This window comes from Saccharibacillus sp. WB 17, from assembly GCF_008634075.2.
Taxonomy (GTDB): domain Bacteria; phylum Bacillota; class Bacilli; order Paenibacillales; family Paenibacillaceae; genus Saccharibacillus; species Saccharibacillus brassicae.
Genome location: NZ_VPFK02000024.1, coordinates 237,167 through 251,622 on the forward strand (window position 1 = coordinate 237,167; position 14,456 = coordinate 251,622).

The following is a 14,456-nucleotide window of genomic DNA, read 5'->3' on the forward strand; positions in this document are numbered from 1 at the left end:
ATCGATTGTGTGATCGAGAGGAGCCGCTTATGCTCAAGCTCGCCAAGTGCGGATACCATTCCACCCATCCCGACGGCCTGCTGATCGACCGGCCGAACGGCTCGGGGCGCTACGTGTTCGTGCTGTTCAAAAGCCATGCGCACGTTACCGTGAACGGACGCACGGTCACCGTATCGCCGGACACGTGGATGATATTTCGCCCGGATACGCCTTACCGGTACCGCAGCGCCGACCGTTCGTTCGTCAACGACTGGCTGCATTTTGACGGCGCGGACGTATCGGGACTGCTGTCGGACCTTGACCTGCCGCTCGACGAACCGGTGCCCGCCGTCCATTCGGGCTCGCTGTCCCGGCTCGTGATGGAACTTCAGCGCAGCACATGGCTCGGCGGTCCGCTGCAGGAGCGGATTATCGACTCCGACCTGCGCGGCCTGCTGCTGAAGCTTGGCAATCTGCGCCGGCTGCGTCCGGGTTCGGAGCGCATGGCGCGTTATTTCGCCCAACTGTCCGAACTGCGCAGCCGGATCTACAGCACGCCGCAGCAGCGGTACACGATCGACGAACTGGCGGCGGAAGTCAATCTCAGCCGTTCCCATTTTCAGCACGTGTACAAAGAACTGTTCGGCTCCCCCGTCTCGCTCGACCTGATCGGCAGCCGATTGGAATTCGCCAAATATTTGCTCGAAAACGACACGCAGTCGATCGGCTCCGTCTCGCTCATGTGCGGCTACGAGAACGACACCCATTTCATGCGGCAGTTCAAAAAGTTCACCGGCAAAACGCCGAGCCAATACCGCAAAAGCTGTACGGGGACGCAGACGTTACCGCGCTGAAGGTCCCGACGCCAACACCAAAACGATGCTTTCCCCTGTACAACTTTTTCAAATAGGCTTACTATTTCTTGGGGATAGACTTGAAGAACCATTTGAACCGGAAAAAGGAGACTTACGACCATGCTGCAATCCGATACACTCGCAAGTTTGGAAAAAACGCTGAGAACAAGCATCGAACGCCAGGAAATCGCCGGTGCCAATCTGCTCGTGCTGCAAGGGGGCCGCGAACTTTTTTACCTGGAAGACGGTCTCGCCGATCCACAGTCGGGACGCCCGATGACCCGGGACGCCATCTTCCGCCTCTATTCGATGACGAAGCCGATCACGGCGACCGCTATTATGATGTTAGTGGAGCGCGGGGAAATCGATCTGCTTGATCCGGTGAGCCGGTATATTCCGTCTTTTGGCAGTCCGCTGATCGAGCAGGAAGGCAAGCTTGTTCCGCCGATCCGCGAAGTCCACGTGCACGACCTGCTGCATATGACGTCGGGGCTGGTCTACGGCGGAGAAGACCGGGCGGGGCAGCACGCGGAAGCGTTGTTCCGGGAGCTTGGCGACCGCCTCCAAGGCGATCGTCCGATGGGCACGCTCGAGTTCACCGACCGGATGGGCCGGGGCCCGCTCGCGTTCGAACCGGGTTCGGACTGGCGTTACGGCACATCGGCCGATATCCTCGGCGCGATCGTGGAGATCGTCAGCGGCATGCGGTTCGGGGAGTTTCTGCGACGGGAAATCTTCGAGCCGCTGGACATGCCCGACACGGGCTTCTGGCTGCCGGAAAGTAAACGTACACGCCTGTCGAAAACGGTTCAAGACGACGGGAACGGCGGATTGAAGCTGTACGAAGGCGACCACCTCGGCATCCTGCACCATTTCGACCGGGAACCGGCGTTCGAGTCCGGCGGAGCCGGACTGTGCTCCACGATCGACGACGCCGCCAAATTCACGACGATGCTGCTCAATGAAGGCTGCCTCGGCAGCGCCCGTCTGCTGAAGCCGAGAACCGTCCGCCAGCTCACTTCCGCAGCGCTGAGCGACCGCCAACAGGCCGGCTTCGCCGGCTGGCATTCGCTGATCGGCCACAGCTACGGCAGCCAGATGCGCGTCCTGACCCACCCCGGCCAAGCCGGCCTGCTCGGCAGCGTCGGCGAATACGGCTGGGACGGCTGGCTCGGCGCCTACTTCGCCAACAGCCCGCTCGACAAGCTGACATTCCTGTTTATGGTGCAAAAAAGAGACTCCGGCACCCTTGCGGTAACGCGGAAATTGCGGAATTTGGTGTTTGCGGGGTTGTAGGGGGTGTAAGACTGGAGCGGAGTTGGCGGATGAACGTGTAGATGGGTGGGCGAATGTGAGTGAGTGAATGAACAGGCGCGTAGACGGAAGGACGTGGGTGAGTAGGCGTGTCTGGGCGGAAGGGTACGTTTGAGTGAGTGAATGAACAGGCGCGTAGACGGAAGGACGTGGGTGAGTAGGCGTGTCTGGGCGGAAGGGTACGTTTGAGTGAGTGAATGAGCTGGTGTGGGAGGGAATAGCTGCGTGAGAGCAGTTATTTCCGTGTTGGATGCCCGGTTTGAGCAGAATAACTGCGTGAGGGCAGTTATTTACTCATACAGGCGATTGAAAAACCATTTTCCCGCCAAATAAATGGATCTGTGCAGTTATTTGCGATTTGGTCGGTTTTTAGCGGGAATAAGTGTAGTGGTGCACTTATTTCGGTTGGATTGGGTTGAGCTGGGCTGGGCATGAGTTGGATCAGAGCGCAAAAGAGCGGTTTGTTTTGTTGGAGTTTTATTTGATTAGGGGAACTTTGGACAGCCTTTACTCTGGAAAGTAAGGGCTGTTTTAACTTTCGAAGAAGACCGGGATTACTTGTCAGAACGTACGCATCTTATCTCCAAACGCAAAAAAACCCTTACTGCGTAAGGGTTTTTGCCATAATGGGCCCTACAGGACTCGAACCTGTGACCAACCGGTTATGAGCCGGTAGCTCTAACCAACTGAGCTAAGGGCCCTGGTTCCGGTTGCGGCCGGAAGACCGAGCCGGGACAATCTTGCTTCAATTGCGGGGGCAGGATTTGAACCTGCGACCTTCGGGTTATGAGCCCGACGAGCTACCGAGCTGCTCCACCCCGCGACATTTTCAATGTGCTATCCGTGAACAGCAACATTGAATAGTATAACCCCTGCGTACCGTCAAGTCAAGAGCTTTTTAGCATCGGTCTATACAGGCCCGCAAGTCCTTGTCCAAAGTCCCGCTCGCCAAGCGCAAGCGTGCCGTCTTCGGCGAACGGACCCTTGAGCCAGCGGCGGCCTTCGTTCTCCCATTGTTCCAGTCCCTGCTTCGCCGGAAGTTCGCCGCGCAGCACGCGCTGGAACAGCTGACGGCCGGCATCGCTGATCTGCCACAGCTGCGGATTTTCCTGTACGGCTTTCTCTTCGCGCTCGGCGATCGGCTCGGCGGGCCGCAGCTGCGTGAACGCTTCGCTCCGGTAGCCGTGACGCTCCGCTTCCTGCGCGATCGCGCTCAGCCGGCTCGGCATCCGGTACGGATCGTGCAGCTCCATGCCCTGCATCCGCTCGCCGGTCACGAAGTCGATAAACGCCCACGCCTCGGCCTTCTTCTTGCTCGAAGCGACGATCGAGAACGTATCGCCGAGCTTGACCCCGGCGCCGATCCCTTCCCGGCCGGGATGGACCGGCAGCGTCACGGTGTTCCATTTGAACGCGTCGAAGCCTTCGATCCGCTCCGCGTTGCGCGACGCCGTCTGCAAGTTCGACGCGTAGCTGCTGTCGGCGATCGTCATGGCCGTCTGCCCGCCGAGGAACAGGTCGCCGCCGAACGGATCATAGCGGTCCGGATCGGTATTCGGGCGAAGATTGAGCGGTATCGCTTCCTGCTGCGCCATATCGGCAAGCTTCGTCCAGACGTCCAGCCACTGCGGCGTATTGACGGTCATCTCGCCTTTGTCCGAATCGAACGTCGACAGCCCGAGCGGATCGGTGTACAGGCGGATCGCCCAGAGCGGATCTTCCGCGAGTGTCTGGGTAAAAGACAATCCGTACACATGCCCTTTGTCGGCATTTTCTCCGCTCGCCGCGCGGGCCAGCGCGAAGATCTCGTCCCACGTCATACCGTCTTCCGGCGGCTTGACCCCGCTGCGCTCGAACCAGTCGGCGTTGTAGTACAGCGCGGACGACGCATACTCCGGCGCCAGCGCGTACAGTTCGCCGCCGCCAAGCTCTTTGAGTCCGCCGATAACGGCCGGAGCGAAGTCCTGTTCGCTTGCGCCCGTCTGCGCCAGATAAGGCGCCAGCGGTGCGGTCCAGCCGTTACTTGCGGCCGCGCGCAGCGTCTCGGGATCGAGGATCAGCACGTCGACCGGGTCGTCGCCTTCGGTCAACTTTTTAAGCTCATCCAATGGAACTTCCGGTCGGTACTGCTCCGAGTCCGGATCGAGATACCGGTAGCGAGACGTGTCGACGGCAGGCACGATCTGTATATCGAGCTCGGGGTGCATATATTCGTAAACGTCCGTGTAGGCTTCGCGATAATAGCGATCTCCGGCTTCGCCGGTCAAGATACCGATCCGCAGCGTATCGCCGCTTCCGCGATTGCCGGCGGACTCGCCGGCAGCACCTTCCGCATGCAGCGTCGGCTTCGGCGGGTCATTCTCCGAAAAACAGCCCGGCAGCACAAGCAGCCCCGTCAATAGGGTTATCATGCCCGTCCAGTACGGTCTGGTCAACCTCTTCATGATCCCTGCCCCTCTCGTTGTCTGGGTGACGTCCCGCTTGTATGAACGCCGATATCGTGGGATTGGTTACGGATATGACGGTTTATTTTGAGAATCATTCTTGGAACAAGCTTAACCCATTGCGCAGAGGCCGTCCAGAGACGCCCGCCGGGAAATCGTCAAAAGGCCGGAATTCCGATTGCGGATTCCGGCCTTGCCTGAGTGATAAGGGTGTCGATCAGCGGCCGAACGCCGACGGGTCCGCACGCCACGATTGGAGCAGCTCGACCTGGCTCTCTTGAATCGTGCCAAGCTCAAGCGCCGTCTGCATCAGCGCCGTATAGTTGGACAACGTCGCAAGCGGCACATTCTCCTCGGCAAAAGCGGAAGTCGCGCGGTCCAGCTGATAGCTGAAAATCGCGAGTACGGCGAGCGGCTCCGCTCCGGCTTCGCGCACGGCCAGCGCCGCCTTGAGGGAACTGCCGCCGGTGGAGATCAGGTCTTCGATCACGACGACTTTCTGCCCTGCCTTGATCAGTCCTTCGATCTGGTTCTGCTTGCCGTGGCCTTTGGCTTTGTCGCGAATATACGCCATCGGCAGGTTCAGCTTCTGCGCCACCCAAGCCGCGTGCGGAATGCCGGCCGTCGCCGTTCCGGCGATGACTTCCGCGTCCGGGTATTCCGTCCGGATCAATTCGGCGAAAGCGTCCGCGATCCGCTCGCGCACTTCCGGGTACGCCATCGTCAGGCGGTTGTCGCAGTAGATCGGGGATTTGATGCCCGATGTCCATGTAAAAGGTTCGTCGGGGCTCAGCGCCACCGCGCCGATGTTCAGCAGATCTGCCGCAATTTTCGCTTCCGTTGCCGTATGAGTCGTCATTGTGTCATCTCCTCCAATATTCGAATGATCGCTTCTCTCGGATCGGCTGCGGCGGTGATCGGCCGGCCGACGACGATATAGTCGCTGCCGCCGGCGATCGCTTCGCCCGGCGTCTTCGTGCGCGATTGATCGTCCGCCGCGCTGCCCGCGGGCCGGATACCCGGCGTTACCGTACGGAAATGCGCGCCGCAGGCGTCCTTGATGCCCTGCGCTTCGAGCGGGCTGGCCACGACGCCGTCCAGGCCGGCGCCGGCCGCAAGCTTCGCGTAGCGGATAACTGCGTCTTCGATACTGCCCGGGATGCCGATCTCTTCGTTCATCGTGCCCAGATTGGTGCTCGTCAGCTGCGTGACCGCGATCACGAGCGGCCGGCCCAGCGCCGAATCCGCCGCCAAAGCTTCTTCCACGCCCCGCATTGCGGCGGCCATCATGGCCGAACCGCCCGCGGCGTGCACGTTGAACATGTCGACGCCGAGCTTCGTGATGCTGTTCGCGCCGCCTTTGACCGTATTCGGGATGTCGTGCATTTTCAAATCGAGAAAAACCGAGTATCCCCGCTCTTTGAGCTCGCGTACGAACTGCGGTCCCGCTTGATAAAAAAGCTGCATGCCCACTTTCATATAGCAGGGAATGCCTTCCAGGCTCAGCATGAGCTGCCGCGCCGCCCGGTCGTCCGGGTAATCGAGCGCGACCATAAGCCGCTGCGCCATCGGCGAAGTATGGATCGAAGTCATGGGGTTCCTCCCTTTTCCGTGTTGCGACGGTATCCGGCCCGGCGCGCAGACGACAGGCGCCCGCAAAATCTGCATGGCGCCTGTCATTGTTCGCTGTTCCGGTTGTCGATGATTACAGACTCTGCGCTCCGACCGGCATAGCGCGGGACGTGAAGCTTACCGTCTCCAGCATGTCCAGCAGCGCCGCGACCGTATCGAGCGAAGTCATGCAGACGACGCCGTTCTCGACCGCTTCGCGGCGGATACGGAATCCGTCGCGCGCCGGCGTTTTGCCTTTGGTTAGCGTATTGAACACGAAGTTCGCTTCTCCGCTGCGGATTTTGTCCAGAATGTTCGGCTCGCCTTCGCTCAGCTTGTTGACGCGCGTTACCGGGATGCCGGCGTCTTCAAGCGCTTTGGCCGTGCCTCCGGTCGCCATGATCGAGTAACCCAGCGTGTAAAAGCCTTCCATCAGCTTGACCGCTTCCGCTTTGTCTTTTTCGGCGACAGTGACGATGATCGATCCGGTGGACGGAATCTTCATGCCCGCGCCGACAAGACCTTTGTACAGCGCTTTGGCGTAATGTTTGTCGCGGCCCATAACTTCGCCTGTCGACTTCATTTCCGGTCCGAGCGTCGGCTCGACGCGGCGCAGCTTGGCAAACGAGAACACCGGCACTTTGACCGCGACCTGATTGCTTTCCGGCCACAGTCCTTCTTTGTAGTTCAGATCCGCCAGCTTGACGCCGAGAATGGCCTGCGTCGCGAGGTTCGCCATCGGAATGTCCGTAACTTTGCTCAGGAACGGTACCGTACGCGACGAACGCGGATTCACTTCGATAACATAGACTTCATTTTGGAAAATAACGAACTGGATATTGAGCAGGCCGATCGTCTTCAGCTCTTTCGCGATACGAATCGTGATATCGACGACTTTCTCCTGCAGTTCTTTGGACAGATGCTGCGGCGGATACACCGCGATCGAGTCGCCGGAGTGAACGCCCGCACGTTCGATATGTTCCATGATGCCCGGCACGAGCACCGTCTCGCCGTCGCAGATCGCGTCGACTTCGACTTCCTTGCCGAGCATGTAACGGTCGATCAGAACCGGATGCTCCGGGTTGATGTCTACCGCTTCCTTCATGTAGCTGAGCAGCTCTTCGTCGGAGTACACGATCTCCATCGCGCGGCCGCCGAGCACGTACGACGGACGCACGAGTACCGGATAGCCGAGGCCTTCCGCCGTTTCGACCGCCTGGTCGACCGAAGTGACCGTTTTGCCTTTTGGCTGCGCAATATCAAGACGGGACAGCATCGCTTCGAACCGCTTGCGGTCTTCCGCTTCGTCGATACTGTCGAGCGACGTGCCGAGAATCTTCACGCCCGCGTCCTGCAGCGGCTTCGCGAGGTTGATCGCCGTCTGGCCGCCGAACTGCACGATGACGCCGATCGGCTTCTCCTGTTCGATGACGTTCATGACGTCTTCGAAGAAGAGCGGCTCGAAGTAGAGACGGTCGGACGTGTTGAAGTCGGTCGAGACCGTCTCCGGGTTGTTGTTGATAATGATCGCTTCGTAACCGGCTTTGCGGATCGCCCAGACGGCATGGACGGTCGAGTAGTCGAACTCGATGCCCTGGCCGATACGGATCGGGCCGGAACCGAGCACGATGATCTTCTCTTTGTCCGTCTGCGTCACTTCGTTCTCCTGCTCGTACGTCGAGTAGTAGTACGGCGTCTCCGATTCGAACTCGGCCGCGCACGTATCGACCATTTTGTAGACCGGCACGAGCCCGATCTCTTTGCGGTAGGCGCGCACGTCGGCTTCCTTGGTCAATCTTCCGTTCTCGCGTCCCTGCGCGCGCAGTTCGGCGATCGCACGGTCGGTGAAGCCCATGCGCTTCGCTTCGGTCAGCAGCTCGTCCGACAGTTCGTCGGTCTCGGCCAGCACCGTCTCGAACACGACGATGCGCTCGATCTTGTCGAGGAACCACCAGTCGACCTTGGTCAGATCCTGGATCGTCTCCAGCGCGTAGCCGCGGCGGAACGCTTCGGCGATCAGGAACATGCGCTCGTCGTCCGGCTTCGCCAGGCGGCTGTTCAAGTCTTCTTCGCTCAGCGCGTCGGCGCCTTTGACGAGCAGGCGGTGCGTGCCGATCTCCAGCGAACGGACCGCTTTTTGAATCGATTCTTCGAATGTGCGGCCGATCGCCATGACTTCGCCGGTCGCTTTCATCTGCGTGCCAAGCTTGCGGTTGGCGTGCATGAACTTGTCGAACGGCCAGCGCGGGATCTTCGACACGATGTAGTCGAGCGCCGGTTCGAAGCAGGCGTACGTCTGCCCGGTAACCGGGTTCATCAGCTCGTCCAGCGTGTAGCCGAGCGCGATCTTGGAAGCCATTTTGGCGATCGGGTAGCCGGTCGCTTTGGAAGCGAGCGCCGACGAGCGGCTGACCCGCGGATTCACTTCGATAACATAATATTGGAAGCTGTGCGGATCGAGCGCGAACTGCACGTTGCAGCCGCCTTCGATGTTCAGCGCGCGGATGATTTTGAGCGATGCGGAACGCAGCATTTGGTATTCGCGGTCGGACAGCGTCTGGCTCGGCGCGACGACGATGCTGTCGCCGGTATGTACGCCGACCGGATCGAAGTTCTCCATGTTGCAGACGACGATACAGTTATCGTTGGCGTCGCGCATCACTTCGTATTCGACTTCCTTCATGCCGGCGATGCTGCGCTCGACCAGGCACTGCCCGATCGGGCTGTAGCGCAGGCCGGATACGACGATCTCGCGCAGTTCTTCTTCGTCGACGCAGATCCCGCCGCCGGTGCCGCCCAGCGTGTAGGCCGGACGCACGATGATCGGATAGCCGATCTCGCCCGCGAAATCAAGCGCTTCGTTGAGCGTCGTCACGATAACGCTGTCCGGAACCGGCTGTTCCAGCTCACGCATCAGATCGCGGAACAAATCGCGGTCTTCCGCTTTTTCGATCGATTCCAACTGGGTGCCGAGCAGCTTGACGTTCTCGCTCTCAAGCACGCCGGCGCGCGCCAATTCAACCGCCATGTTCAGGCCGGTCTGGCCGCCGAGCGTCGGCAGCAGGCCGTCCGGACGTTCGTGGCGGATGATCTGCGTCACGAATTCGAGCGTGATCGGTTCGATATATACTTTGTCGGCCATGTTCGTGTCGGTCATGATCGTAGCCGGGTTGCTGTTGATCAGGACGACTTCCACGCCTTCTTCACGGAGAGCCTGGCACGCCTGGGTACCGGCATAATCGAACTCGGCCGCCTGACCGATTACGATCGGGCCCGAACCGATCACCAGAATTTTTTTGAGTTTGTCGTTTTTCGGCATAATTAACGTGCTCCTCTCATCGCGGCCATCATTGCGGCTTGTCGCGGCTGCTTGGGACTGCTTTTTTTGAATTCGCGGATCGTATCGATAAAGCGGTCGAACAGATAGCTGTTGTCAAACGGACCGGGCGCCGCTTCCGGGTGGTACTGCACGGAAAACGCCGGGAATTTCGTATGCCGCAGCCCTTCGATCGTCTTGTCGTTGTTGTTGATATGCGTCACTTCAAAGTCGGTGCCGGCCAGCGATTCTTCCTTGACCGTGTAGCCGTGGTTCTGCGACGTGATGTAGCAGCGGCCGCTTTCCAGTTCCTTCACCGGGTGGTTGCCGCCGCGGTGGCCGAACTTCAGCTTCTCGGTATCCGCTCCGCCGGCCAGCGCCAGCAGCTGATGCCCGAGGCAGATACCGAAGATCGGGTATTCGCCGAGCAGCTGCTTGATCGTCTCGACCGCCTGCGGCACGTCTTTCGGGTCGCCGGGGCCGTTGGACAGCTGGATGCCGTCCGGGCTCATGCGGCGAATCTGCTCGGCCGTCGTGTCCTGCGGCACGACGACGATGTCGCAGCCGCGGGCGCTCAATTCGCGCACGATGCCGCTTTTGGCGCCGTAGTCGATCACGACGATCCGCTCGCCTTTGCCGGGGCTGTTATACACATGCTGCGTGGACGTTCTTTGCACCTGATTTGTGACCAATTCGGAAGATTGCAGCATCTCCTGCAGCTCTTCGACGGACTTGCTGCCCGCGGTCAAAATGCCGCGCATCGTGCCGTGGTTGCGCAGGATACGGGTCAGCATGCGGGTGTCAATGTCGCTGATGCCGACGATGCCGTGCTCTTTGAGCAGCTCGTCGAGCGTGTACTCGGCGCGCCAGTTGCTCGGCACCGGCTCGTAGCGCCGCACGACGAAGCCGTTCACGAACGGGCGGACCGATTCGAAGTCGTCGCGGGTAATGCCGTAGTTGCCGATCAGCGGGTAGGTCATCGTCACGATCTGGTTGCAGTACGACGGATCGGACAGTACTTCCTGGTATCCGGTGATGCCTGTATTGAACACGACCTCGCCGGTTGTGTCGCCTTGGGCGCCGAACGAGCGGCCGGTGAAGAGCGTGCCGTCTTCGAGCAGAAGTTTTGCCTGCATGGGTGTGTATCCTCCTCGGTTTTTGGAAAATAATAGATAGGGGGGTGGTTGGGAGACGCTGCGGGCTGAAGAGGGCTTTCGATCGCCGTTGAAATCCGTTTTTCTTCCGATTGGACTTAAAGCAGCTGTCGGTAGAAAAGCGGATTTCAAATGCGAACGCTGCGCTTCTCAATCTCCTCTTCAGCCCTCCGCTCCCTTTGGATGTAGGCGGTACGGTAAGGTCAAAGACTCAAAGCTTAAGATCAAGGGAATCAAGATCGGGAGCGTCACCGAAGCTATAGCTTCTGGACGGCTCGGGAAAAGCGGTCAGGGTCGGGAGCGTCACCGAAGCTATGGCTTCTGGACGGCTCGCGCGGGTCAGCTGTTCACGCTCTGGGTCAATTCGGCGCCGAAGACGGGGCGGCCGGCGACCAGGGTCATGACGGGCCAACCGGACAGCGCGCGGCCGGTGAAAGGCGTGTTGCGGCCTTTGGTCGCGAACTGGTCGGGATCGACGATCTTTTCGAGTTCGAGGTCGATGACGGCGAGATCGGCGGTGGCGCCAACCTGCAGCTTGCCGGCGTTCAGGCCGAACACGCGGGCCGGGTCCTGGGTCAGGCGGCGGACGAGGAAGTCCAGCGTCCAGCGTCCTTTTTGGACGAATTCGGTGTACAGCAGCGGGAAGGCCGTCTCGAAGCCGACGATGCCGAACGGCGCGAGCAGCATGCCTTTGGCTTTCTCTTCCGCGCTGTGCGGCGCATGGTCGGTCACGAGGATATCGATCGTGCCGTCTTCAAGCGCTTCGATGCAGGCCGCGACATCGCGAGGCGTGCGCAGCGGCGGGTTCATTTTCCAGTTGGCGTCCATGCCCGGAATGTCTTCGTCGGACAGCACCAGATGGTGCGGGCACACTTCGGCGGTCACGTTCACGCCGATCGATTTGGCGAGGCGGATCAGGCGGATCGACTGTTCGGTGCTGACGTGGCACACATGGTAATGCACGCCTGTCGCTTCGGCCAGCAGCACGTCCCGTCCGACATGAATCGCTTCGGATTCGTTCGGAATGCCTTTGATGCCGTGTTTTTTCGCAAATTCGCCTTCGGACACGTACAGACCTTCGACCAGCGAGTCGTCTTCGCAGTGGGCGATGACCGGCATGCCGAGCGCGGCGGCTTTGGTCATGGCGTCTTTCATCATCTGCGCGTTCTGCACGCCTACGCCGTCGTCGGTAAAGCCGATCGCGCCCGCCTCTTTCAACGCTTCGAAGTCTGTCAGTTCGCGGCCCAATTCGTTTTTGGTAATCGCCGCGTACGGCAGCACGTTGACCAGATTCGCTTCTTTGGCTTTGTCCAGTACCAGCTTGACCGTCTCCGGATTGTCGGTGACCGGCTTGGTGTTCGGCATGCAGGCGATCGTCGTGAATCCGCCCTGCGCCGCGGAACGCGCGCCGCTCTCGATCGTTTCTTTGTGCTCGAAGCCCGGTTCGCGCAGATGCACGTGCATATCGATCAAGCCCGGCGTCACAAGCTTGCCCTGGGCGTCGTACACGAGCATCGCTTCGTTCTCGTTCTCGATCATCCGGTCGTCCGCCGATTGGTACCAGCCGGAAGACAGAATGGCCAGCACTTTGCCGTCCTGAATCAGAATATCGCTCCGCTGCAGCTGCCCGTCTTCGCTCAGCACGCTTGCATTTTGAATCCATACGTCCACGTTCGAATAATTCATCATGGTCCAAATCCCTCCGGTTCCGTTCTCGCTTTTCGTTTCCGTCCGCCTTGTCCGTCCGTTGTCCGCCGTCTATCCGCTATCCGTGTGCCGCTCTGCCGGGGTCCGCTTAGCGCAGCGCCCGTTCGACGACCGCCATGCGGATCGGCACGCCGTTTTGCATCTGCGGGAAAATCCGCGAGTTCGGCGCTTCCACCAGTTCGCTGTCGATCTCGACGTCGCGGTTCACGGGAGCCGGATGCATGATGATCGCGTGCGGCTTCATCTTGGCGGCGCGCTGCGTCGTCAAGCCGTACTGGGCGCGGTACTCGTCAGCCGACTTCAGCACGCCTTCGGCATGCCGCTCCAGCTGCACCCGCAGCATCATGACGACGTCCGCGTCCAGCGCTTCGTCCATCGTCACATAAGGCGCATGGGCTTCAAGCTCGGGGGCCTGCATACTGCCGGGGGCGCAGAACTTCACGTTCGCGCCGAGCGCCTTGAGCGCCCACAGATTCGAGCGGGCCACGCGGCTGTGCTTGATGTCGCCGACGATCGAGACGGTCAGGCCGCGAATCTCGCCGAACTGTTTCTTCATCGTGTACAGATCGAGCAGCGCCTGCGTCGGATGTTCGTTGTTGCCGTCGCCGGCATTGATCAGCGGCACCTTGACGTGCTTGGCGAGTTCTTCGAGCACGCCGATCGGCTTCAGCCGGATGACGCCGGCGTCGATACCCATGCTTTCAAGCGTGCGGACCGTGTCGTAGACCGACTCGCCTTTTTCGACGCTCGAAGCGGCTGCCGCAAAGTTCAATACCTGCGCGCCGAGTCTTTTTTGCGCCATTTCGAACGAGAAGCGGGTGCGCGTGCTGTTCTCGAAAAACATATTGGCGATAAAACGGTGCTCCAGCACCGGAATGCGCTTTTCTTCATGTGCTTCCCAGTAAGCGGCTCGTTTGAGGATCGATTCCAGCTCGGCGGCTCCCATGTCTTTGAGGCCGAGCAGCTGGCGATCGCGGAGCGAAGGATGGTAGGCGATCATGCGAGCACCTCCCGGCGGCTGCCGATACGCACTTCTTCGGCTCCGTCGATTTCGCTCAGGAACACTTCGATCTCTTCCGTCCGCGAGGTCGGTACGTTCTTGCCCACGTAGTCGGCGCGGATCGGCAGTTCGCGGTGTCCGCGGTCGGCGAGCACGGCGAGCTGGATCATCTGCGGCCGTCCGCAGTCCATCAGGGCGTCCATGGCGGCGCGGATCGTGCGGCCCGTGTAGAGCACGTCGTCGAACAAAATTACTTTTTTGTTCTCGATCGACACGTCCGCGTCTCCGAACAGTTCCTGGCAGTTGATGTTCGGCTCTCTCGAATCGCGGTCGTCGCGGTACGAGCTGATGTCGATCTCTCCGCAGGCGACCGGCGTTCCCTCGATTTCGAAGATGCGTTTGGCGATCCGCTTGGCCAGCGGTACGCCGCGCGTCTTGATGCCGACAAGCACGCAGCCTTCGATCCCTTTGTTCTTTTCCAGAATTTCGTGGGCGATCCGGGTCAATGCCCGGCGAATAGCGGCTTCATCCATAATGACATGCGTTTCGTTCATGAGCGTGCGCCTCCTTAGGCAAAAGGTTGGTGTCACCTCTCGGCCCCGTGAACGTCGGTTCTTTTGCCGTTGTGCGCAAAAAGACCCCTCGCCCGAATGGGCAAGGGGTCGAAATCGACACATTGATGCGACGAAGCGCGCCAAAAATGTACCCGCTCTCGGCGGATGCATACCTGGTGAATCGTCGTTCACGTTACCTTGCCAGTCTCACGGGACTGAATTAAAGGTGCTATTCATTGGGCGCCGCAGCGCCTCTGTTGCAATGAATTATGACAGAAGCGCTTGCTCCTGTCAACCACCCGCCTTCGCTTTGGCCTCATCTGTGCCGCATGACCGGCGTGACGCGGCTCCGCTTGAGTGCGTCTTCGATTCATGCGGCATGCGCAAGCTCGTAAACCGTTTGTTTTCTTGTTTATAATTATACATTTAAATGTTGTATTTATGCAACAGGTTTTTGTTAAACTTCTCCCGGGCTTTTTTCGAAAACGGTTGCTGGAATTTCTGGATTGGATTACCGATATTA

General features: G+C 59.8%; 10 protein-coding genes and 2 tRNA genes. 2 read left to right on the forward strand and 10 right to left on the reverse strand.

Annotated features, from left to right (window positions below; all coding sequences use genetic code 11):
- Window positions 1-29 precede the first annotated feature (29 nt).
- Both FTE24_RS13745 and FTE24_RS13750 read left to right on the forward strand, forming a co-directional pair.
- A complete protein-coding gene (locus tag FTE24_RS13745) occupies window positions 30-833 on the forward strand; it encodes a helix-turn-helix domain-containing protein (RefSeq protein WP_150230222.1) in 804 nt (267 codons plus the stop codon).
- 120 nt (window positions 834-953) lie between these two features.
- On the forward strand, window positions 954-2,129 hold the full coding sequence (locus FTE24_RS13750; protein ID WP_150230225.1) for a serine hydrolase domain-containing protein: 1,176 nt from the start codon (window positions 954-956) through the stop codon (window positions 2,127-2,129).
- A 645-nt stretch (window positions 2,130-2,774) separates the two neighbouring features.
- On the opposite strand, the gene FTE24_RS13755 is transcribed toward FTE24_RS13750, so the two are convergent.
- The 10 genes from FTE24_RS13755 to pyrR all read right to left on the reverse strand — a co-directional run bounded on the left by FTE24_RS13755 (window position 2,775) and on the right by pyrR (window position 13,933).
- Window positions 2,775-2,848: transfer RNA gene (locus FTE24_RS13755), tRNA-Ile, on the reverse strand.
- Window positions 2,849-2,896: 48 nt separating this feature from the next.
- Window positions 2,897-2,970, reverse strand: a tRNA-Met gene (locus FTE24_RS13760).
- Between the two features lie 64 nt (window positions 2,971-3,034).
- Window positions 3,035-4,591: an ABC transporter substrate-binding protein gene (locus FTE24_RS13765; RefSeq protein ID WP_150230228.1), complete on the reverse strand. Its 1,557-nt coding sequence runs from the start codon at window positions 4,589-4,591 to the stop codon at window positions 3,035-3,037.
- A gap of 217 nt (window positions 4,592-4,808) precedes the next feature.
- A complete protein-coding gene (gene pyrE, locus FTE24_RS13770; RefSeq protein WP_150230230.1) occupies window positions 4,809-5,450 on the reverse strand; it encodes an orotate phosphoribosyltransferase in 642 nt (213 codons plus the stop codon).
- On the reverse strand, window positions 5,447-6,184 hold the full coding sequence (pyrF, locus tag FTE24_RS13775; protein WP_272915078.1) for an orotidine-5'-phosphate decarboxylase: 738 nt from the start codon (window positions 6,182-6,184) through the stop codon (window positions 5,447-5,449). The genes pyrE and pyrF overlap by 4 nt, the downstream gene beginning before the upstream one ends.
- Window positions 6,185-6,296: 112 nt before the next feature.
- Complete coding sequence (carB, locus tag FTE24_RS13780) at window positions 6,297-9,521, reverse strand: carbamoyl-phosphate synthase large subunit (RefSeq protein WP_150230233.1); 3,225 nt, start codon at window positions 9,519-9,521, stop codon at window positions 6,297-6,299.
- 2 nt (window positions 9,522-9,523) lie between these two features.
- Window positions 9,524-10,654, reverse strand: a complete 1,131-nt coding sequence (gene carA, locus FTE24_RS13785; RefSeq protein ID WP_141446253.1) for a glutamine-hydrolyzing carbamoyl-phosphate synthase small subunit — start codon at window positions 10,652-10,654, stop codon at window positions 9,524-9,526.
- A 357-nt stretch (window positions 10,655-11,011) separates the two neighbouring features.
- Window positions 11,012-12,361 (reverse strand): dihydroorotase, encoded by a 1,350-nt coding sequence (locus tag FTE24_RS13790; protein ID WP_150230235.1) that lies wholly within the window; start codon window positions 12,359-12,361, stop codon window positions 11,012-11,014.
- A gap of 106 nt (window positions 12,362-12,467) precedes the next feature.
- Entirely contained in the window at window positions 12,468-13,379 is a 912-nt protein-coding gene (locus tag FTE24_RS13795) for an aspartate carbamoyltransferase catalytic subunit (RefSeq protein ID WP_150230238.1), read from the reverse strand.
- Window positions 13,376-13,933, reverse strand: coding sequence for a bifunctional pyr operon transcriptional regulator/uracil phosphoribosyltransferase PyrR (gene pyrR / locus FTE24_RS13800; protein WP_141446256.1), 558 nt, complete (start codon window positions 13,931-13,933; stop codon window positions 13,376-13,378). The genes FTE24_RS13795 and pyrR overlap by 4 nt, the downstream gene beginning before the upstream one ends.
- Window positions 13,934-14,456: the final 523 nt, after the last annotated feature.

Excerpts from the sequence above, each read along its gene's own strand:
- FTE24_RS13750 (WP_150230225.1), top strand. The coding sequence starts at position 954 with ATGCTGCAATCCGATACACTCGCAAGTTTGGAAAAAACGCTGAGAACA.
- FTE24_RS13765 (WP_150230228.1), bottom strand. The coding sequence starts at position 4,591 with ATGAAGAGGTTGACCAGACCGTACTGGACGGGCATGATAACCCTATTG.
- carA (WP_141446253.1), bottom strand. The coding sequence starts at position 10,654 with ATGCAGGCAAAACTTCTGCTCGAAGACGGCACGCTCTTCACCGGCCGC.
- pyrR (WP_141446256.1), bottom strand. The coding sequence starts at position 13,933 with ATGAACGAAACGCATGTCATTATGGATGAAGCCGCTATTCGCCGGGCA.
- FTE24_RS13745 (WP_150230222.1), top strand. The coding sequence starts at position 30 with ATGCTCAAGCTCGCCAAGTGCGGATACCATTCCACCCATCCCGACGGC.
- FTE24_RS13790 (WP_150230235.1), bottom strand. The coding sequence starts at position 12,361 with ATGATGAATTATTCGAACGTGGACGTATGGATTCAAAATGCAAGCGTG.
- FTE24_RS13795 (WP_150230238.1), bottom strand. The coding sequence starts at position 13,379 with ATGATCGCCTACCATCCTTCGCTCCGCGATCGCCAGCTGCTCGGCCTC.
- pyrF (WP_272915078.1), bottom strand. The coding sequence starts at position 6,184 with ATGACTTCGATCCATACTTCGCCGATGGCGCAGCGGCTTATGGTCGCG.
- pyrE (WP_150230230.1), bottom strand. The coding sequence starts at position 5,450 with ATGACGACTCATACGGCAACGGAAGCGAAAATTGCGGCAGATCTGCTG.
- carB (WP_150230233.1), bottom strand. The coding sequence starts at position 9,521 with ATGCCGAAAAACGACAAACTCAAAAAAATTCTGGTGATCGGTTCGGGC.